Raw genomic sequence first — 19869 nt, 5'->3', positions numbered from 1 at the left:
CAAGATATCAAGCTCTAGATAAAATAATGACATCCGAGTGCTACTGCAATTATTTAGTAGCCATTACGTAAAGTTCTTAAAATGAGGTGACTAAAAGGAGGAAATCTGATTGTTTTATTTACTATTGTTTCTTGCCATCATCTTGGAGGTAATCGCAGTATTTTTTCTTAATCTTACAAATGGATTCACAAACTTTGTTCCGACTGTTTTAGCCATACTATTTTATTGTTCTTCGATTGCTGCTTATATGCTCCTTAACGCCAAAGGTGAAGTAGGAGTAGCAAGTGCTTTATATGCAGGAGGAGCAACCGTACTTGTTGTTGTCACAGGTATTATTTTTTTTGATGAAACTATTTCCTTATCTAAAATCTTAGGAGTTTCTCTTATTGTAATTGGTGCAGTTTCTCTTAACATTAAAGGAAGTTCTAAAGAAAGAAGGGCAGCGTAATGGGATACGTATTTTTAACGATTGGCTTAGTTTTAGGCATTGCAGGGCAAATGTGTGTAAAACTATCTAAAGGCTTTAGACAAACTGTTCCCACGATAGGTGCATTCTTATTGTTCATTGCTTGTATTTATTTCATTTCTCTAACAACACACTATTTTGAAATGGGCATCATTTTTGCTATATGGGCAGGGCTAACGATTGCTAGTACAACGCTGTTAGGTATTTATATATTTAAAGAATCAAAAAACAAAAGAAAGATTATCTCCGTTACTCTTATTATTACAGGGGTTATTATACTGAAAGCTTTCTAATAAAAATAAGATAAATAAGGCCCTTGAGTAACCTCGGTTCCGGCTACTTCACAACATCTGGTGTAATAATACTCTTCAATTCTATTAAGAGCATAATGTTGTAGCTGTTCCTGCAATTCATCTAATTGTTCGTATATATTGCTCATTTCCGACACCCCCTACTGTTATATATTTTCTTCATTCTCTGGAGACCAAACTGCCACATCTCCACCTGGACATGCAACGACTAACCAATCTTGTGAATCTGTACCGGCTTGCCAACTTTCATAGAGGTTATCTACTCCAAAGATTGTTAAGAGCACACCGCTTGTAAACTGTAACGTTAAATGAGGTTCTTGTTCTCCTAAGAATATGTCTGTGATTTCCTCTTGTTTGGCAATAAGTGAAAAAAAGGAACGTATAGGTGAAACAGTCCACTTGTTTTCCGCAGTAATAACAAGTGGTTGACCATCAGCAGCTTGTATTTTGAGTCTAAAATAATCAGAACGTATTCCATCTCCAACGTGCTTAATTTTTCCACCTTTAAACAACCGGCACAATACTTCTTCTGCTTCCACTTTTTCTTCTTTTTTCATCGTATCACCTCATTTGGTGTTTATTGTTGTTATCATCAACTATATAATAGTTTTACTTCTTCCAGATAGTTTATTTGTGCTTTACCCTACGAAAGGTTGGTTTTATGGACATTCGATTAGTTTATTACGAAAAATATAAAGGTACCGTCACTTCTGAATTTCACTATATTCCCTCTGAACAATCAAATCCACCATAAAGAGGATTTGCAGATGCCCAGATATATCGCATCCCTAAGAAACATTTAGCATATGATATAATTCCATTTGCATTAAAACTATTTCCTGCTCGAAGATATAACGAATGAGCTTTAACCTGAACCGTACCAATCGGAGTACTAGCATGCACTTTCGATTGAGACGAAATAATAATCAAAGACGCTGCAATTCCAATAGAAATTAACATCTTTATTCGTTTTTTCATCCTGAACACCATCCTTTTTATAACCAATTGAAACATTATGTGTTACCTGTTGAGTCTTACTTCATACTATAAGAGACGTCTCCCATAACATCAGACTGGTTGCAAAAAAAGACTGTTCATCGGTAAAGATGAATCAGCTTTTCTTACCTTCACCCCAACTTCTGCACTCTCCTTTTTTCTTTTTTACCATTTTTTCTTTTTTCTCCAAATTGGAAGCATCCTAGAACATTTAAACTCCTTACCCCTGTAACTATCTTTCACATTTTTCCTTGATTCCCATATATATTCCATGTAACATAAACACTATCATCTATCTTGGAGGAGTATAATGAATAAATTAACAAAAACAAGCATCATGTGTGCCGTTTTAGTCTCTGGCCTTGCTGCTTGCGAAAGTGGAAAGAAAGAAAACGAAGTAACCGTAGAAGCACCTGCCCCAAAACATACCGCTAGCCTTGAGCACGCAACAAACGTTAGACCGGCAGAAGGCAGCCTATCTTATCATGAAAAATCTAAACACCATAAATACTATATTTCAACCAACAGCGCATCTTACGTGGATGATATCGATAGCATTAACGGAACTTCAACATTTATGAATGTATCTGTACGTTTAGAAAATACGTTTGAAGAAGGAAATTCTGTATCGCTAAAAGACCTTCACTTTACATTAGAAGACGTAACAGACAGTAAGACCTATGAACCAGCTACTAGAGAGGCTTATACAAAAGAGGGTTATACGCTTCTTACAACAAATTATCCAAACATGAAACTAGAAGACAAACCACTTGATTTAAACATTGTTTTTAATATTCCAGATAAGCCTGACCACCTCTATCAATTAATGGTTGTTCAAGATGAGGCAGATGCTGATTATTTTTATTTAGATACAATTAAATCGGCATATAAATAATTAAAAAAGCCACTAACTCTGCACATGAGATAGTGGCTTTTTTGCGTATATCGCACATATATTTTATTTAATTCTAGGTAAAAATCATCATAACATAACTACCTAAAATAACGGAAATGATTGCTCCGTATACAATAACACCCGTTGTATTTTCTTTATTATGTAGTTTCTTCAAAAACGTAGCAAATGCAATATACAGCAAACCCAGGAACAACGGGAAGGTAAGACTTAGAAAGATCATAGGACACCTCACTCACGTCAAAACATAACTTTATTTTATAATCTATACAATATAAGGTAAAAAAATTTGTGATTATTTAGCTGCTGATTTTATTTTAAATAGTTTATTTAAAACATAGATTAATTCAATTTAAATCTCTAAGATGTGTTTAATGTCTTCTGCCGTTAACTCATGGGTTTCCAAATATTGATGCGCTAATTGACAAATGAACCCTCGTTCCTTTAACGAAAAATGGGTGATTTTCTTTTCCATTGAGCGAAATGGAGGAATGGTTTTATCTCCTTTAATAGACAAACCTTCTTGGTCGAAGGACACGAGAGCTCCGTTTTCCTTGTAGTATGTCAACACTTCTTTTGGTGCTTCTGGTGGTCCATGTTGACAGTATTGTTCAATTGTCATTTCTTCATCTAGAATAACTAACATTACTTCTTCTTGCGAAATCCCCAAATGGGCCATAAAACTTATCTAGTCGCCATTCGGTACATATGTGTTAAATACGTTTTTTTGTTGTTCAGTCCAATTCATACTTTCACCTCATGTTTTTTCTTTACTTATAAATAGTAAGGTGTAGGTATTATGTAAACATACACTTATACTTGTCGATACTCTTTTTAAGGAGCGGTTTATATGCGCACAGAACAAATAAATATTAGTATTGAAAAACCACTTGCACTTGAATTGGATAAAATCCTTAGTCAAGATACTTTAGACTACGACACACTTAATGAGACACTCGACTATTACATAGTTGAATACGATTCTTTGCTTGAAAGTCGCACCATACTGTTTTCAGACCTATGTGTTATGAGTATTTCGGTATACGTAGAGGACGACAAGGCGCATATTGGCTATTGGCTTACCAGTCCATCTGGAGAAGAGATAGAAGGCACAACTGTCACGACCATTATTCGTTCGTTCTCTATTTCATATCAAGGAAATCTCTATATAGTTGAAATAACCTTTGAGGATTAAATGAATTGTAAAAAGAGGAAAAGTTCTGTATTTAATCGAAGATTCGCTGTGTTTTTTACATATATTTTACATTAAACCATATTTAGTAATATAAAGGTGACTTACAAACAAAAAATTGTGATTGAGACTATTTATTTTAGTGGCTTTGTTATAGTAAATTGTTAATCACAGAAGTACATATATTAAACTAATTTGTGTTAGACTGTTACAAGATTAATACTTCGAAAAAGAAAGGCCGGAAAAAACATGACACAAACAAATACAGCATTTCGTGATGCACTTATCAAATCACTGCGAGGTGAAAGAGGTCATCTTCCAACAATTAATGCAATAACCGACATTAATATGGAACTTGCTTCACATAAACAAAAGGAATTACCTTACTCTATTTATCAATTAGTGAAGCATATGAGCTATTGGCAAGACTTTTTACTTGCTCTTGCTAAAGGAGAAAACCCTGAGAGACCGAAAAGTGTAAGTGAAAGCTGGCCTGAACATCCTGCCCCGGTTGATGAGGAAGAATGGGAAAAGACGATCCAGCATTTTTGTGATGGAATTGACGAAGCTTGTCACTTAGCTGAGACGTTATCAATCGAAGAACCTCTGGATGCTTGGCCAAGTGAAACCCCAGGGGGATTACTGCGTAATATTGCTTCTCACAACAGCTATCATCTAGGTGAAATTGTCATTATGAGAAGATTAAACGGAGCATGGCCACCGCCAACGGGAGGCTTTCCTGCTTAGATTGAGACATAATGCAGAAATAAAGCTCTAAAAAGCGTCCATTAAACACTTTTAGAGCTTTATTTTAGTTGTGTACTATTACCTTTATAAATAATGTGTGGGACAAAACAAGTCTTCCTCTGCATTTCTGACAATTGAAAAGTGTGCAACGTTGTAATGACCATGTAAAGTTTCCTTATAATGCTTTATGATTTGTTTAGCACTTAAATCATTACTGTCCGTTGTTGAATGTCCATCACCCACTAATGTCACATCCACCCCATTGATTGTAGCTGTTCTGACTTCACTATCTATACAGTGTTGTGTCTAAATCAATGAGCAACTTAGCGGATTTTCTTGCCCCCTTGGTCTCTTGACCAGCTCCCCTTCACAGTTAGGACAAATATACATCGCACTTTCACTACATTTATCACAGAATGTACATTCATGTGTACAGATATAAGCAACAGAGCTATTATGGAGTTTCTTATTGCACTTTTCGCATGTATTTCTCATTTCTAAAGCCATTAAATCCCTCCTTTTGATATAATTAAATTGTATTGTATAAATTTCTATTTTCACATATCTATTTTATTGTATTACTAATTAATAGCTTTAATATTGACGGAAAATTCATTATTTTAATTTATAATTTAAAGCGGGGTATGTTTTATGGATGAAATTGATAAAAATATATTACTACATCTACAAGAGAATGCTCGTTTGTCCGTTACACAGTTGGGAAAGCTGGTTGGTTTATCCACCCCTGCTGTTAATGAAAGAGTAAAAAAACTTGAAGAGAAAAACATAATAGATGGATATAGAGCAATAATTAACCCTGAAAATTTCAACAAACCTGTAACTGCTTTTATTTTATTTAGCAATACAAAATGCAAGCAATTCGTAGAATATTGTAAAGAACACCCTGAAGTTATTGAATGTCATCGTTTGGCGGGTCAATACAACTATCTAGTAAAAGTTTTAACTAATTCCGTTCAATCTCTTGAAACATTTATTGATGAATCTATGGCTTTTGGAGAGCCATCTACATTGATTAAACTTTCATCACCAGTTGTCTATAAAGCAATAAAATAGAAAAGGAGAAATATCCAATATGAAAAAGCGGATTTTGAGTTGGAGCATTCTTGTTGGGGTTATTATTATTGTAGCTATTGGCATACCAAGGATAACAGCTAATGAAGCAAGCGCTTTAGGTTCATCAGAAGAAAAAAAGAAAGTAGAAGAACTCGAAGAAAATTTCCGAAAGTGGTCACTTGGACCACTGGATAAGTTTATGGTGCAAAGTCACCAAGCAAAGCCGAATGGACATCAGTGGAATAGTGTGAAACAAAAATCAATTAAAAATTACCGTGTCACATATTACACGTTTTTTGGATTTCGTTACATGGAAGCAGAAGTTAGTTGAATCTAAGATTATGCCACATGCCCGTTTTTTTTCTTTATCATGATCCATTCGATGTTACATAGATATAAAAAATAAACGTACAAAAAAAGGTAATGCAACATGCACTACCTTTTTTGTATTGTAATTGTTCTCTAAAACACCTGAAATTATTTTAAAATGATCAATATTATAGATTAAAAGGATTTTATTACCTTTTATGGTATACTCAAACCTAAACTATTCTTAAGGAGTGAACGAATTGGAAGTGAATAACCAAATTCAAATGAGAACAGTTATTGAGTAGATGTCTAATGCAAATACTAATTTTAGAAAAGGTGATGTGTGTAGATGAGTCAAAGATATGTTCAGCATCGTTTATTTCCTTACTTATTGGCCGTGTTTTCCGTATATTTACTTATCAGTAAAAGTAGCTTTATACCATGGTCCATCCTTGCATTTATAGTAGTTAGCACAAGCGTAATAGATAAAAGATATAAGTCTTCAGAAAACACTAAGAGATATATTTTTGCGAATAAGAGACTAGATTTTGTGTACAGACTTTTTTTATCTATCAGTGTTTTATTTATTATGATGAATCTACTTGTCTTAAAATTAGGTACAATATCTGTACTATATGTTCTTCTTCTACTATTTTTGACATCCATATTACTGTTCACTAGTCATATGGAATAATACGCTGTCTGTAGAATAACGAATGGTAGAGTTTTATCAATTAGAGAGGAGCATAAAATTGCAATCAACTTTTCAAAGAAGATTTAAAGACATACTATTCATTATTCTAACCTTATTACTTGTCATCTCCGTATTAGTAAATTGCGCTAGTTATTTTAATAGCAAGCAAATCGAAAGCATCAGTTCACAATGTTACGATAAAGGCGGAGAAGTCATACTTGAGATACATAACCCTTTTACCAATGATTATTCTTTTATGTGTAGGTAGGCTTTATCTATCTACTCCAGTGTTTTTTCATAAATGCAGGGACATTTTCATTTTGCATTTTAACGAACGGTCTTTGCAAAAATAAATAAGCGCAGCTGCTTACTTCAGCTACGCTTATTTATTTAAATCTTTATGTTGATATTGACCTATAAACCACTCAATTCTCTACCTATACCTTATCTAGATGAAAATCTCTTCATTATGGTCTGTACATGTCATAGCTCTACTGTTTAGTCTCAAATTAACTCCAACGTTTTTCGAGACGCAATATGATGGTAAACTGCACCAATCATACCTGATTGATTTCCAAAACTAGTAGATCTGATAACAGCACAGAATGCTGGATCAATTTCTAAGATTCTCTGTTTTAATTCGTTTATGAATGTTTTTCTTGAAGTAATCCCTCCCCCAATATAAAAAGTAGGAGGAGCAAACACATAATATAAGTTTAAGATGTTCATTGCCAATCCACTATATAAGTCACTAACCAGAAGCGATGCCACTTCTTCCCCTTGGTCGTAAGCTTCAAAGATTTGTTCACCTGAGACATTTTGAAAAGGTATATTCATACACTCTGCATATTTTTGGCGAATAACCGCCAGCGTAGCTGTTTTGTTAAATTTATGATTTTCTGCACTATCACTCGTAACGTGTTCACTGAACATATGTCCAAACTCACCAGATTGGTTACGTCTCCCTCTATAAAGAGCGTCGTTCAAATAAATTGCGCCTCCAATTCCTGTTCCAATAGTTAGACAAAGAAAGTCAGTCTCTTCTTTTGCACTTCCTTTCCATTTTTCTGCTAGAGCTACACAATTCGCATCGTTTTCTGCACTTATTGCCAAATCAGGAAATTGTTCTTTAAAATATGCAAAGATATTGAACCCATTAAAATCTTCAATAGCACCGCCCATTTCAATAAAACCTGTATTAGGATTAATAAAACCAGGTATGCTTAGAGCTAGCCCTACTACATCAGAATCCATTCGGCTTTCAATTTGAGTAAGAATAGTCTGCCCTTTCCTATTGGCTAGAGGTATTTTTACGGATTCAACAAGATCACCGGAAAGAGAAAATTTCCCCATTTTTAAATCGGTACCACCAATATCACAAGCTAATACAAATTTCATTGTATATCCTACTTTCTTCTTCAAAATATTGACTATAACCTCATTATAAGTGCATAAATAAAGAATTTCCCCCTATAAAAGTATACGGGGGGTAATTCTTTATTTAGTTGTTTTAAGCAATATTACTTTCTGATTGTTTTTTTGCTTCGAGCTCTTCATTGTAAGAAATACTATCTTGCATTCTGACAAAAGGAAGATAAATCATTACTGACATTGCAATGGTTACTATTTGCAATAAAGCCCCTCTCCAGCCGCCAATCAAGAAGCCAGAAACAACCGGCGGTGTGGTCCAAGGAACCTGAAGTGCATTGAAAGGCTCTACCCATCCCCAAATGATAGAGAAGTAAACCATAAATGATGCGATTGCAGGAACAATAATAAAAGGAACAAACATTATTGGGTTAAATACAATTGGCATGCCAAAAATGATTGGTTCGTTTATATTGAATAAGCCAGGAGCTAAAGATAATCGACCGAGCTGCTTTAAGTGCGATGATCGGGCCACTATAAGGGCTGCAATAATAAAACCAATGGTAATACCTGATCCCCCTAGTTTCGTAAATACATCCAAGAATTGAATGGTTACAACTTTAGCATTCTCGCCTACAACAAGCTCTTTACCAGAATCCAATATTGCTTGGTTTTGTAGAGCATTGGCTGTTAGAAGCGGTCCCATTACTCCCATAATAATGGCAGCACCATGAATTCCACACCACCAAAGAAGTGACATTAAGACCATGATAAGAACTGCACCAGTAAGCGTGTCCGTCAAATTTTGCACGGGTACTTGCAGCAGTTTATAAACAATTTCAGTGAATGTCTTATTTGCAAAAGCTTGGCATAATCCAAAGACAATGGCAGCTACTGTAATGATGGCAAACCCAGGAATTAGTGCAGAGAACGAGTTTGCAACGCCTGGCGGAACACCTTCTGGCATTTTAATACGAATATCACGCTTAATAAACTGCGAATACACAAAACCAACAAATAGACCAACTACAATCGAGGCTAGTACACCCTGCCCGCCGGTCCAAACTTTGGGAATAACACCTGTGACGGTTTCTCCGCTTTTTGCCAAGACAGAGGACTGAGTGATAATAAGGAAGGCAACTACACCTAAAATACCAGCTGGCGTACCTTCAATTTTTTCGTTCCGGACGTATGAATAAGCGATTCCAAACACACCAATAAGAGCCAGAATATCAAATGTAGAACCGACAACCTGGGTAAGTGGAAGGTTCCACTGTTCTCCAAATAATTTCACCATAGCCTCTTCCCAGCCTGGAATAGGGGCAGCGAGAATTAATAGAAAGAGAGAGCCGATAATTGTCATCGGCATTGTTAAAATAAACCCATCCTTAATTGCAAGTGTTGGTTTTGCATTTGCAAATCGAAGGAAGAACGGGGTGAACTTTTCAAATACACTTTCTAAGCGACCCATAGGGGTACCTCCTTAAAGTTCTTCTGCGCGTGTAGCGATAATATCCTTGTACCAAAAGAATGATTGCTTTCGTTTTCTTGCAAGATTATTTTTGTGATCGACATAAATGAATCCGTATTGTTTTTTATAACCATTTAACCAGCTAAGCAAATCAATGACAGACCATGCAAAGTATCCTGAGACGTTAATTCCTTCCATGACAGCTTTTTTGACAGCGCTTAAATGATTTTCAATATAGTCGATTCGAGGTTGATCATGAATCTCTTCACCAACGATAGGATCTTCATCTCCTAAACCGTTTTCCGTGATATACATTTTGATGTCCCCGTAGCGTTCTTTAAGCATACGCATCCCTTCTAGAAAAGCATCAGGAGCGATTTCCCATCCCCATTTGGTATATACCTTTTCTTCCATCATGACTGTTTTGTATACACCGTCAAATGAAGGGTTTCCAGGTTTACCTGTTGAGTTCTCACGTCCACCAGACAATACGAGGGCTGAATCGTTTTTCATTACGCGCTGTGGGCAGTAATAGTTTAATCCGATGAAATCATTCATAGGTGCCGTTCTATGAAGCAAATCCAGTTCTTCTTCTGTCATTTGCGGGAGTAGCCCTTTAGCTTCGAGCTCTTCTATTACATATTGTGGGTAAGCTCCTTTCAAAATTGGATCATAATACCAATGTGTCGAATATGCATTCGCATGTCTTTCTGCAAATTTGTTCTCTTCGTCTTCATCAATGCTAAACGCCGGGTTAAAAACATGAGTAATGCCAATTTCCCCCTCATAGCTTGACTGTTTGAAAAGTTCAACCGCACGGGCATGAGCCACAAACACATTATGTGTCGCCTGAAAGTATGCTTTCGCATCCCCTTCAATTCCTGGTGGGTGAGCACCGGTTAAATAGCCTAACGAACAAAAGATAACCGTTTCGTTAAAGGTAATCCAATTCCGTACTCGATCGCCGAATGCTTTAAAACAAACATCAGCAAACGTGACAAATGCATTGGATGTTTTAGGATTTAGCCAGCCGCCTTCTTCTTCAAGCGTTTGAGGAAGGTCCCAGTGATACAATGTGACGAACGGAACAATTCCGTGTTTTAAACATTCATCAATGACATTATTATAGAATTCCAATCCTTTTTGATTTACTTCACCTGTACCGTTGGGAAGAATACGTGTCCAGGCAATGGAAAACCGATACGATTCCAATCCCATCTCTGCCATAAGTGCGATGTCTTCTTTATATCGGTGATAATGATCAATGGCCACATCACCGTTTGTTCCTTCAAATGTTTTACCGGGAATCTTTGAGAAGACGTCCCAGTTCGAAACCCCTTTACCGTCCTTGTTCCATGCCCCTTCTACTTGATAAGAAGCTGAAGCTGCGCCGAACAAGAAATCTTTTGGCATTTTCAAATCATTCACCCCGTTTATTTATTCGCTAATTTAATCGCGTGTTCAAGTACTTTTGCACCATTCATCATGCCGTAATCCACCGTGTTAATAACATCAATAGCGACACCTTTTGGTTCACAAACAGCTTTTCCTTTGTTTAACAAATACTTTACCTGAGGACCTAATAAAGCAACATCGATATTATCAACATACTTTTCCATCTCTGACTCAGGGTAAGCTGCAATCTCAGCTTCTACACCACGCTCACCAGCAAACGCTTTCATCTTCTCCACTAACATACTTGTAGACATACCTGCTGCACAGAATAATCCAATCTTCACCATATCAATTCATCCCTTTCAATAAGTTAATTTCTTTTTGCATGGTCATCATATGATCCAATAGCTCTTTTACTAAGATCGTGTTCATCAAATGGTCTTGGGCATGAACCATCAATACACCAACCCGTGCCGATTTTCCTTGGGCCTCTAGTGTGACAAATTTTGTTTGAATAGCATGTGCTTCGTTTAAAATTGCATTCGCTTTTACTACTTCTGCTTCTGCTTCTGCCTCTTCTACTTTGTTTTCTCTGAGCAGATGTAAAGCAGCGTGATAGCTCGCTTTAGCATCACCTGAAAATGCAATTAATCCAAAGATATCTTCAGAGCTAATCTCAATCGATTCTTCAACCATATATGTACACCCTTTCATAAGTACAAATCTAATTTGTTGGTACAAATTTTATAAATTTATAATAACTCACTCAGATTCATATGTAAACTATTTTTTTTATTTTCAGACAAAAAAAAAGAGCCCTGAGCTCTCTTTGCACCTTAACTACCTTTCATATTTGATACTTTTAGCAATTTTACATGTTTGAAGTGATGCACTGACTGTGAGTAATCAAATATTGCACCGTTTATTAAATAAACCGTATTATCTACCACCAAAGCCGGATCATTCTCTTTTAATCCCAATAAATCAGCTTGCTCACACATAAGATAATCGGCACGAATAACACGATCTGCAAAACCAATTGCTAGTTGCTGGTCATTGCGTAAATATGTATAAATCGATTTTTTCACAATATTTTCATCAAGGTATTTAACAAGATTTTTGTTAAAATACGAAGTTTCAATTGAAAATGGATCACTATCAACATATCTTAGCCTTTTTACATAATAAATAGGTGTTCCAATCTTACATCCCATATTTTGGGCTAGTTCCTCATCCGCATTAATTAATTTAAAATCTAGCAGCTTGTTTTCTACAAGGCGGTCACTAAAATCATTGGTAACTCCTTGTAGCTTTTCAAGATTAACGTATCCATTGTTGTGATGATTACGAATAAATGCACCGCTGCCCTGAACTTGATATACATATCCTTTATTCACGAGAATTTCAATTGCTTTTCGTACTGTATTACGGCTCACCTGATACTTTGCTGCATATTCATCTTCAGTCAAAAGTTTATTTGTTTTTTGATAAACATGCTCAGTAATATCAGATTCAATTTGGCCAGCTACTTGCAGATATTTTGGCATCATTCTGTTTTACACCTCTCTATACAAACTAAAAAACTAGGGATTATTATAGCATAAAATACTGAAATCGTAATCATAACAGTAGTTAAAATGGATGATTACTATAAATGGGACAACAAACCAAGTATATTTTATCTAAGGTGTGTTATTTATGTACATGCAAAACCGAATGGACATTAGTGGAGCAGTGTGACAGAAAAATCAAATCAACATTACCGCGTTACATATTATGCATTTTTCGGATTCCGTTACATGGAAGTAGAAGTTAGTTGAACCTGATATTTATAATAATACGGTAAAATCAAAACAAAGATCCCTTAGTTATACTTTTACGAACCCTCGATTTTAGAGAGAACGGTATTCGCTAACTAATTTAATGCGTGATCTTATTTTTCATCTATAAAAAACTATTTTTAAATTCACATCATACTGTCTGTTCTCGGCAGGTATTTTTCTATACGTTCATATGTTACAATAGAGAAAGAACATAAATTAAAATTATATGGTCTCTTTGTACCCTAGGTTTCCTTATAATGGAAAGAGGTACTTTTATGAATATACTTGAAATAAAAAAAACGCTTTATACTCTTATTCAGTATGAGGATAGCGCTATTACTCATACCATTCCTGAAGTACTGGAATTGTCGTATTGTAAAACATCTAAGATTTTTCAAATCACTACACTTACGGATCAAAAAACCTTAAATTATAACGATTATGATATAGATAACGCTTCTGAAGCTTTATACAAGATCTTAAACTGAAGAAGGCAATTCAATGATTCTTCTATCTTTTATTTAACAAACGTGCGACTGCACAATATGTGTTATTTTAAACAAAAGAAACTCCTGGTATATGTCCAGGAGTTTCTTTTGTTTTTCTAATAAATCTAATTTTAAAAAACCACTCAGACATAGTTAAAACAGCACGAAACAGTAAAGGTACCGCCATTATTTCTTTGATTAAAAAATTCCTATAAAAGGTCGTCTATTCTTTACAGAATAAAAATAAAAACAGCCCTTGAAAATGACTTCAAGGGCTGTTTTTATTTAAATCATACTTTCTCACAAGTTAAATCATAGTGTAAGGCTGTATCAGGAACTGTAGGATTAGGATAATTTATTTTCACTTTATACTGTAATTCTTTTTAATGATGAAATAGATGAATTCTTCTTTTAGATTATTTACAGAGTTTTGCCCTTTACCCTATTCTCATTTGAATGAATCGTTTGATCTCTATTTCTTTTTCTTCTACTAAGAAAATAGATAATAAAACCTACTAAAACTAATAAAGTAATTAGAAGGACACTTGTAGGAAAGTATAACGTCCCTATATGGATACCAAGAAATTGAATCATTATCCTTTCACCTCCATATGAGATTAGTAAACGACCCTAGTAAAATACTTTCAGTTCAGTATCTTTCCGATTCATAAAACATTCGTATAGAAGCACAATATTATATATAAAGCAGCATGCTAGTAAGATTTACTAATACTTCTCGATCACTTAGTTTCTTCGAAAGTTATTGCAAGGAAAAACCATTACACACCTTTTTTTGCAATAATGATTATACGTTCTTGTTTCATTTCACCGACACATTGTTTAGCTTCTTCTTGGGTTAAACCTAACGAGGCCATTTTAGAATGAAGTTCATCTTCACGAGAAAATAACTTGTTAACTGCAGATTCAAAAACTCCTTGTTCAGAAGCTCGATATTCTTTTGTATTTGTTGTATTCGTTAAATATTCCGAGCGCTCTTTATTATAGGTCAATAAATAAATTTCACTTTTACTAAACCCGTTGGCAAAAAACTCTTCAATAAACTTATTTGCCTGACCACTATTTTCTGCTACTTTAATTTCCTTCACTATTTTCTCCTCCTCTATCCCCATAGAATATGTCGTTCTACTAATAGGTGTATCCTTAAGCATCCAATTAAAACCAATTTATTCGGATATGGGATAAAAGACTATAAACTATCAGCTGAATATTGTATAAAATAGGGTAATTTATCTACTTCCAAGCCAATAAAATATAGACTGCCTATTTCACTTATTACCGTAAAAGGAAAAAAATAATAAATAAAATAACCAGATTCATTTGCGCAATCGTTCCCATTAAAAAGTGCGTTAACCCTACTTGGATTAACGCACTTGAGAGATACGTATGAATTAACAAAATTCACTCTTTTTATAGAATCTAAAATGCTTTTACATGTTAAAAATAAGACTCCGTTTGGATGGAAAGAGTAATTAGTAAATTTAGGGTGTTCACTGTCCATAAGATAATAACCGATAATGTTTGATAAAAGTGTAATTTATAGTTGCGTATTTTAGGTTGATGGCTTTTCTGATGACTTATTGCCCGGTGCAAACCAACCCAATAGCGCGATACCAACTAATACTCCATAGAAAATCAGTGTCCAAGCAGTGCTATGAGGGAAATGAGAATCTAAAACCCCGATATCTTTATGTGCAAAAGTAATAACCGCAAGTTTCACACCGACCCAGGCAACAATTGCATATGCTGTCGTTTCTAAGGCAGGTCGCTTTTCGAGAAGTTTTACAAACCAGGTTGCTGCAAACTTGATTAAGATAAGACCTGCAACTCCTCCAAGAACTACAACTGCAAACTGTCCTCCATCCATCCCACCGATTTCTCCAAACTGTGAATCCGGAAGCCCAAGAGCTATGGCCACTGCAGCTAAAATAGAATCGATGGCAAAAGCAAGGTCAGCTAACGCAATTTTCCCCACTGTTGGCCAGAACCCCTTTCCAGCAGACTCCTTCTCATCATCATCATGAATATTCTCATTATGTTTCCCAAACCGCGCCTGAATGACATGCTTCAAACCTAGATACAGGAGATAAACGGCTCCTATGGCCTGTATCCACCAGACGTTGGCGATAAATGAAATGGCAAAAAGAGCTCCAAATCGAAAAATAAATGCCATCAGAATTCCGTAATTAATCGCTCTTTTTTTCTGATCCTCGGGTAAATGCTTGGCTATAACTGCGAGTACAAGAGCGTTGTCAGCTGATAATAATCCTTCTAATCCAATTAGAATCAATAATGCCCATACGTATTCGAGCCAAATAGATTCCATCCGCTTCTCCCCTTTCCAAAATGTAAGCTGCTATGCTAAAGGTTTTGTTTACAATAGAATAACCATATATGCTAAAGGCAACCCTAAAAGATAGGATTTTCATTATTTTAACACTAACCTTCTATAAAATACTTCTTTAAATACAAATAAAAACCAAATTATTAAATTTTTACGTTTTTTATCATATAACGTCGCTTTTTTACATGATTAATGAAAACTTCGGGCCAACATCTCTATAAGTTGGATGGTTAATAGGTAATCGCTATTATTTCAGGCTTTTTTTACAAAGTGCTTGCGACCAATGAAAAGAACGGCTAAAAAATATTCATCAATATTTTTTAGCCGTTCTTTATTTCTTCTTTGTACCATGCAATAAAACAGGTCAATTAGGACTAATCCCTACCCAAAAAAGATCTACTAGAGCCTGAGCCGTTTTTTCAGGGCCTCCTAATTCAGTTATTAATTCTTTTTTATTCCGAATCATTGTGACCATAGAAAATGTATGCGCAAGCAAGCGAGGGCTTGTTACGACAATTTCACCGTTGTTTGCAGCTTGTTTGAATACGTTCTCCAATGCCTGATGTATGGCTTTCTCTGCTTCACGAATTTCATGAATATGATCTTCTGTAAGCGAAGAAGTAGCTTCCTGCAATAATGTTTCAAAATCAATATGCGGTCTCTTTAAGTGATCCAATGTTACCTCGTATAATCTATGTTTCAGCCCTTTGGAATTTTGTAATAATTTCTCTGTCTGTTTTGTAATACGTTGGAACATGCTTGATACCGAAACGGTAAATAAAGTGGCCTTATTTTTAAAGTAGTAGTAAACACTAGCCTTAGTCACATCGCTAGCCTCAGCTACTTGCTCCATTGAGACTCTTTCATATCCATATGCCATAAATAAATGGGCAGCAGTCTTTAAAATTTGCTCTCTTGTTATATTATTTTCAGTTGTTATTTTGGGTCTGCCAGGCTTTTTTTTTGGTGTCTTATCAGTATTCATACGAGGGCCTCCTTCTAGTTCAAGAAATTGCCACATTTAAACTAGTTGATTAATTAACCTTCTGGTATATATAATTATTGAAGGTTCTATATATATTGTAATAGAAACAAACAGATTTGGAAATGAGGGAGAATTAATGAAAGAATCACCTTTAGCAACATTCAGCCGATTTATGACTGGGAAAGTGAGTCGATGGGTTGTTATTGCCGTATGGATTCTGGCCACTGTAGTCCTAACGATTGCTTGGCCTGCCGTGAATGAGACGGAAGTGAACAATGCACCCAACTTAAGTGAGAATTCACCTTCCGTAGAAGCTGAAAATCTCATAAAGAAAGAATTCCCTAACTCATCAGGGGTTCCTGCCTTACTTACATGGCACAAAGAATCAGGTTTGAAAAACGATGATCTAAAATCTATTCAGCAAATGGCGGCAGCTTTAGAAAAAAAACCATTAGAAGAACAAACGTCTACACCGCCTTTGCATAAATTACCGTTAGCAGCTTTACAAAAAATGATATCAAAAGATGGTACCACGCTTGTACAGCCTATTTTCTTTAAAGAAAACGCTGAGACGGATGTACTAGAAAAAAATCTAGATACGATTAAAAAACAAGTAAAAGAAAACGTTTCATACGATTCTTTTGCGACGGATATAGATGAAAAAGATAAATTAAGCACGCGCGTTACCGGTCCTGTAGGAATTCAAGTAGATGCAACGAGCTTATTTGAAGGAGCAGACGTTTCGTTACTAATTGCGACAGTTTTATTAGTCTTAATTTTACTTCTTGTAATTTATCGTTCCCCAATTTTAGCGATTATTCCTTTAATTGGTGTAGGTTTTGCCTATGGGGTTCTGAGTCCAATTCTCGGTATTTTAGCAGATAAAGGATGGATTACGGTCGATTCACAGTCCATATCCATTATGACCGTTTTATTATTTGGAGCCGGAACAGACTATTGTTTATTTTTAATTTCTCATTATCGCGATGAGCTTCGCAAAGTAAAAGATAAGAGACAAGCACTTATCAACGCCTTTAAAGGTGCTTCAGGTGCTATAGCGATGAGTGGCTTTACGGTTGTCATCTCTCTTTTAGCTTTAATCGTGGCAAAGTACGGGGCTTACCACCGTTTTGCAATCCCGTTTAGTTTATCTATTCTGGTTATGGGATTAGCGAGCTTAACTCTTATTCCTGCCCTTCTTGCAGTTATGGGAAGAGGTTCTTTTTATCCTTTTGTTCCTCGCACTCCCGAAATGGAAGAAGAATTGGCGAAAAAGAAAGGAAAACCGGTGCGTGACCGAAAAGAGAAAAACCGTTTCGGGAATTGGATCGGTAATGTGGTTACGACTAAACCATGGACAATCATTGTAGCTTGTCTAGTCTTTTTTGGAGCTTTATCCATATACTCTAGTCAAATCAAGTACACGTATGATTTATTGTCTTCTTTCCCTGAAGATATGCCTTCTCGTGAAGGATTTACGATTATCTCTGACGCTTACTCTCCTGGTGAACTAGCACCAGCACAAGTAGTAATTGATACAGAAGGAAAATCGGTAGATCTAGAAAAAGAGTTAAAGAAAAACGATCTTATTAGTACCGTTTCTGCACCTCAAAGCGGTAAAAGTAATAAGGATTTAAAGGTATATGACGTCACGTTTAATGTAAATCCATATAGTATAACAGCTATGGAGGCTATTCCAGACTTGAAAGATGCAGCCGAAAAGGCACTGTCACAGTCCGGAGTTTCCTCAGTAAAATCCAAAGTATGGATTGGCGGTCAAACAGCGACGCAATATGACACGATGACTGTTAGTGATAAAGACAACAGTATTATTGTCCCGTTAATTATTATTTTTATATCGCTGCTGCTAGTGGCTTACTTGCGTTCTATTGTAGCTATGCTTTATTTAGTGGGAACCGTTATCCTCTCTTACAGTGCAGCTTTAGGCTTAGGCTGGCTCATCATCCACAATATCATGGGAGCAGATGCTATTCAAGGAGCCATTCCTTTATACGCATTTGTATTCTTAGTGGCGCTTGGTGAGGATTATAATATTTTTATGATCTCAAGCATCTGGCAGAAAAAGAAATACATGCCGTTAAAACAAGCGATTAAAGAAGGCGTAAGTGAAACAAGCGGTGTTATCACATCAGCTGGAATTATTTTAGCTGCTACATTCGCGGTTCTAGCAACACTGCCTATTCAAGTTCTGGTTCAGTTCGGAATTATCACGGCTTTAGGTGTTCTGTTAGATACATTTATTGTGCGACCATTCCTTGTACCTGCGATCACTACGGTTTTAGGAAGATTTGCTTTCTGGCCAGGTAAAGCTGAAGTGGTATCAGAAAAAGAGAATTAAGTAGTAAAACAAAGGTGTTTTATAATTGATTTACTATATGGCTTCTATGAATGTAAAACCAAGAAAAAAGCAAAGAGAATATTAATATTCTCTTTGCTTTTTTAATTTACTTCCATCTGTGCTCTTCTTTATCTGTTAGCTTTACGATAAACGGAAATAAACCAATAAGAGATATAGCAACAATCCCACTTAAATAACCTAGCCCCATTAAAGGACCAGCACCTTTAAAGGAGATAAATTGTCTGGTATGGCATTTAGGACACTTCTTTCCTTTCTTAGAAAACACAAGTAACCATACATTTTTAGCGCTCCATTTGTAATTGCAATGATTGCAACAAGCCATATATACTCTACCTTTCTTGTCTTATGCTTTTATTTGTTTTTATGTAATTTTTGAGCGAAATTATAATGTTAGTTCATATTAGTCTGATGATGATTAAAAGCCATATTTATAATTTCTCCAAGCAACAGTCCTACAGCTGCTACTGGTATAAACACTTTAAACATACTAATAGAAACATCTAAGCCTAAAATCACTAAAAGAAAATAACCAAATAAGAATCCTGTACAGATAAATGAATATTTTTTTATCAATTTTCTCAAAAAAACACCTCTTTTGCTTGAATACTCCATTCATATCTTTATGTATAAAAGGATCATTCATTCTTAACAAAACGTTTATTTCTTTTTTTAACTTGAACGACTTTATAAATAAACAAACCTAAAGAAACCATTAAAATTAACCAAAAGATTTGAAAAGCTACGTCCGCCCAATTAACACTTGATATATCCATATTATCGCCTCCTATATCTTTTACGAACTAATTTCATAAAAGTTCCATATTTGTATTATTTATTGTGTTTTCTAAGTGATATTCTCACTTGCACTTTAGAACCTCCTATAATCAGTCTTAAC

26 protein-coding genes and 1 pseudogene are annotated in these 19869 nt (G+C 35.4%); 9 read left to right on the top strand and 18 right to left on the bottom strand.

The window, feature by feature from the left end:
• The first annotated feature begins 109 nt into the window (after positions 1-109).
• A complete protein-coding gene (locus NST66_RS07110; RefSeq protein WP_098999953.1) occupies positions 110-448 on the top strand; it encodes a DMT family transporter in 339 nt (112 codons plus the stop codon).
• Positions 448-759: a DMT family transporter gene (locus tag NST66_RS07105; protein WP_047751245.1), complete on the top strand. Its 312-nt coding sequence runs from the start codon at positions 448-450 to the stop codon at positions 757-759. The genes NST66_RS07110 and NST66_RS07105 overlap by 1 nt, the downstream gene beginning before the upstream one ends.
• On the opposite strand, the gene NST66_RS07100 is transcribed toward NST66_RS07105, so the two are convergent.
• From NST66_RS07100 to NST66_RS07090, 3 genes are all read right to left on the bottom strand, one after another.
• The gene (locus NST66_RS07100) at positions 756-905 is read right to left on the bottom strand and encodes a hypothetical protein (protein ID WP_186807931.1); all 150 of its coding nucleotides are present in this window, start codon (positions 903-905) and stop codon (positions 756-758) included. The genes NST66_RS07105 and NST66_RS07100 overlap by 4 nt on opposite strands.
• Positions 906-923: 18 nt before the next feature.
• On the bottom strand, positions 924-1334 hold the full coding sequence (locus NST66_RS07095) for a hypothetical protein (protein ID WP_051418576.1): 411 nt from the start codon (positions 1332-1334) through the stop codon (positions 924-926).
• Between the two features lie 163 nt (positions 1335-1497).
• Complete coding sequence (locus NST66_RS07090) at positions 1498-1755, bottom strand: hypothetical protein (RefSeq protein WP_033578602.1); 258 nt, start codon at positions 1753-1755, stop codon at positions 1498-1500.
• Between the two features lie 328 nt (positions 1756-2083).
• Here NST66_RS07090 and NST66_RS07085 point away from each other — a divergent pair, with 328 nt between their 5' ends.
• Positions 2084-2668, top strand: a complete 585-nt coding sequence (locus tag NST66_RS07085) for a hypothetical protein (protein ID WP_033578601.1) — start codon at positions 2084-2086, stop codon at positions 2666-2668.
• A gap of 370 nt (positions 2669-3038) precedes the next feature.
• On the opposite strand, the gene NST66_RS07080 is transcribed toward NST66_RS07085, so the two are convergent.
• Positions 3039-3332 (bottom strand): hypothetical protein, encoded by a 294-nt coding sequence (locus tag NST66_RS07080; RefSeq protein WP_154991481.1) that lies wholly within the window; start codon positions 3330-3332, stop codon positions 3039-3041.
• 204 nt (positions 3333-3536) lie between these two features.
• Between NST66_RS07080 and NST66_RS07075 the strand changes: the two genes are divergently transcribed.
• Both NST66_RS07075 and NST66_RS07070 read left to right on the top strand, forming a co-directional pair.
• The gene (locus NST66_RS07075) at positions 3537-3881 is read left to right on the top strand and encodes a hypothetical protein (protein WP_154991482.1); all 345 of its coding nucleotides are present in this window, start codon (positions 3537-3539) and stop codon (positions 3879-3881) included.
• Positions 3882-4127: 246 nt separating this feature from the next.
• Positions 4128-4625 carry a DinB family protein gene (locus tag NST66_RS07070; RefSeq protein WP_047751249.1) on the top strand — a complete coding sequence of 166 codons (498 nt, stop codon included), beginning with the start codon at positions 4128-4130 and terminating at the stop codon, positions 4623-4625.
• Between the two features lie 84 nt (positions 4626-4709).
• Here the strand turns inward: NST66_RS07070 and NST66_RS07065 are convergent.
• Positions 4710-4931 (bottom strand): annotated as a pseudogene (locus NST66_RS07065) (cysteine hydrolase); the annotation flags it as partial.
• A complete protein-coding gene (locus NST66_RS07060; protein WP_028413848.1) occupies positions 4932-5132 on the bottom strand; it encodes a DUF1272 domain-containing protein in 201 nt (66 codons plus the stop codon).
• Between the two features lie 144 nt (positions 5133-5276).
• On the opposite strand from NST66_RS07060, the gene NST66_RS07055 reads away from it, so the two are divergent.
• A complete protein-coding gene (locus NST66_RS07055; RefSeq protein ID WP_034264978.1) occupies positions 5277-5699 on the top strand; it encodes an Lrp/AsnC family transcriptional regulator in 423 nt (140 codons plus the stop codon).
• A gap of 19 nt (positions 5700-5718) precedes the next feature.
• The gene (locus NST66_RS07050; RefSeq protein ID WP_098627286.1) at positions 5719-6030 is read left to right on the top strand and encodes a hypothetical protein; all 312 of its coding nucleotides are present in this window, start codon (positions 5719-5721) and stop codon (positions 6028-6030) included.
• A 1176-nt stretch (positions 6031-7206) separates the two neighbouring features.
• Here the strand turns inward: NST66_RS07050 and NST66_RS07045 are convergent.
• The 6 genes from NST66_RS07045 to NST66_RS07020 all read right to left on the bottom strand — a co-directional run bounded on the left by NST66_RS07045 (position 7207) and on the right by NST66_RS07020 (position 12486).
• Positions 7207-8100: an ROK family protein gene (locus NST66_RS07045; protein WP_098627287.1), complete on the bottom strand. Its 894-nt coding sequence runs from the start codon at positions 8098-8100 to the stop codon at positions 7207-7209.
• A gap of 112 nt (positions 8101-8212) precedes the next feature.
• Entirely contained in the window at positions 8213-9541 is a 1329-nt protein-coding gene (locus tag NST66_RS07040) for a PTS sugar transporter subunit IIC (protein ID WP_098627288.1), read from the bottom strand.
• Between the two features lie 12 nt (positions 9542-9553).
• Positions 9554-10960: a GH1 family beta-glucosidase gene (locus NST66_RS07035; protein WP_098627289.1), complete on the bottom strand. Its 1407-nt coding sequence runs from the start codon at positions 10958-10960 to the stop codon at positions 9554-9556.
• Positions 10961-10974: 14 nt separating this feature from the next.
• Positions 10975-11283: a PTS sugar transporter subunit IIB gene (locus tag NST66_RS07030; protein ID WP_014460687.1), complete on the bottom strand. Its 309-nt coding sequence runs from the start codon at positions 11281-11283 to the stop codon at positions 10975-10977.
• A gap of 1 nt (position 11284) precedes the next feature.
• Positions 11285-11632: a PTS lactose/cellobiose transporter subunit IIA gene (locus NST66_RS07025; protein ID WP_340843213.1), complete on the bottom strand. Its 348-nt coding sequence runs from the start codon at positions 11630-11632 to the stop codon at positions 11285-11287.
• A 140-nt stretch (positions 11633-11772) separates the two neighbouring features.
• The gene (locus NST66_RS07020) at positions 11773-12486 is read right to left on the bottom strand and encodes a GntR family transcriptional regulator (protein ID WP_014460689.1); all 714 of its coding nucleotides are present in this window, start codon (positions 12484-12486) and stop codon (positions 11773-11775) included.
• 548 nt (positions 12487-13034) lie between these two features.
• On the opposite strand from NST66_RS07020, the gene NST66_RS07015 reads away from it, so the two are divergent.
• Positions 13035-13247 (top strand): hypothetical protein, encoded by a 213-nt coding sequence (locus tag NST66_RS07015; protein ID WP_047751259.1) that lies wholly within the window; start codon positions 13035-13037, stop codon positions 13245-13247.
• 779 nt (positions 13248-14026) lie between these two features.
• On the opposite strand, the gene NST66_RS07010 is transcribed toward NST66_RS07015, so the two are convergent.
• The 3 genes from NST66_RS07010 to NST66_RS07000 form a co-directional block, all read right to left on the bottom strand.
• The gene (locus NST66_RS07010; protein WP_034264999.1) at positions 14027-14353 is read right to left on the bottom strand and encodes a general stress protein; all 327 of its coding nucleotides are present in this window, start codon (positions 14351-14353) and stop codon (positions 14027-14029) included.
• 464 nt (positions 14354-14817) lie between these two features.
• Positions 14818-15591 carry a TerC family protein gene (locus NST66_RS07005; protein ID WP_034265004.1) on the bottom strand — a complete coding sequence of 258 codons (774 nt, stop codon included), beginning with the start codon at positions 15589-15591 and terminating at the stop codon, positions 14818-14820.
• Between the two features lie 382 nt (positions 15592-15973).
• On the bottom strand, positions 15974-16594 hold the full coding sequence (locus NST66_RS07000; RefSeq protein WP_033578589.1) for a TetR/AcrR family transcriptional regulator: 621 nt from the start codon (positions 16592-16594) through the stop codon (positions 15974-15976).
• Between the two features lie 136 nt (positions 16595-16730).
• On the opposite strand from NST66_RS07000, the gene NST66_RS06995 reads away from it, so the two are divergent.
• Entirely contained in the window at positions 16731-18953 is a 2223-nt protein-coding gene (locus tag NST66_RS06995; RefSeq protein ID WP_328132719.1) for an MMPL family transporter, read from the top strand.
• 106 nt (positions 18954-19059) lie between these two features.
• Here NST66_RS06995 and NST66_RS06990 read toward each other — a convergent pair whose 3' ends face one another.
• From NST66_RS06990 to NST66_RS06980, 3 genes are all read right to left on the bottom strand, one after another.
• A complete protein-coding gene (locus NST66_RS06990; protein WP_340843212.1) occupies positions 19060-19296 on the bottom strand; it encodes a hypothetical protein in 237 nt (78 codons plus the stop codon).
• 68 nt (positions 19297-19364) lie between these two features.
• Positions 19365-19556: a hypothetical protein gene (locus NST66_RS06985; protein WP_328132718.1), complete on the bottom strand. Its 192-nt coding sequence runs from the start codon at positions 19554-19556 to the stop codon at positions 19365-19367.
• Positions 19557-19609: 53 nt separating this feature from the next.
• A complete protein-coding gene (locus NST66_RS06980; protein WP_328132717.1) occupies positions 19610-19747 on the bottom strand; it encodes a hypothetical protein in 138 nt (45 codons plus the stop codon).
• Positions 19748-19869: the final 122 nt, after the last annotated feature.

Origin of the sequence: Priestia sp. FSL W8-0524 (assembly GCF_038005965.1) — a bacterium.
In the GTDB taxonomy this organism is placed as follows: domain Bacteria; phylum Bacillota; class Bacilli; order Bacillales; family Bacillaceae_H; genus Priestia; species Priestia zanthoxyli.
The sequence above is the reverse complement of the archived record's forward strand: the minus strand, read 5'-3'. Positions and strand labels throughout refer to the sequence as shown.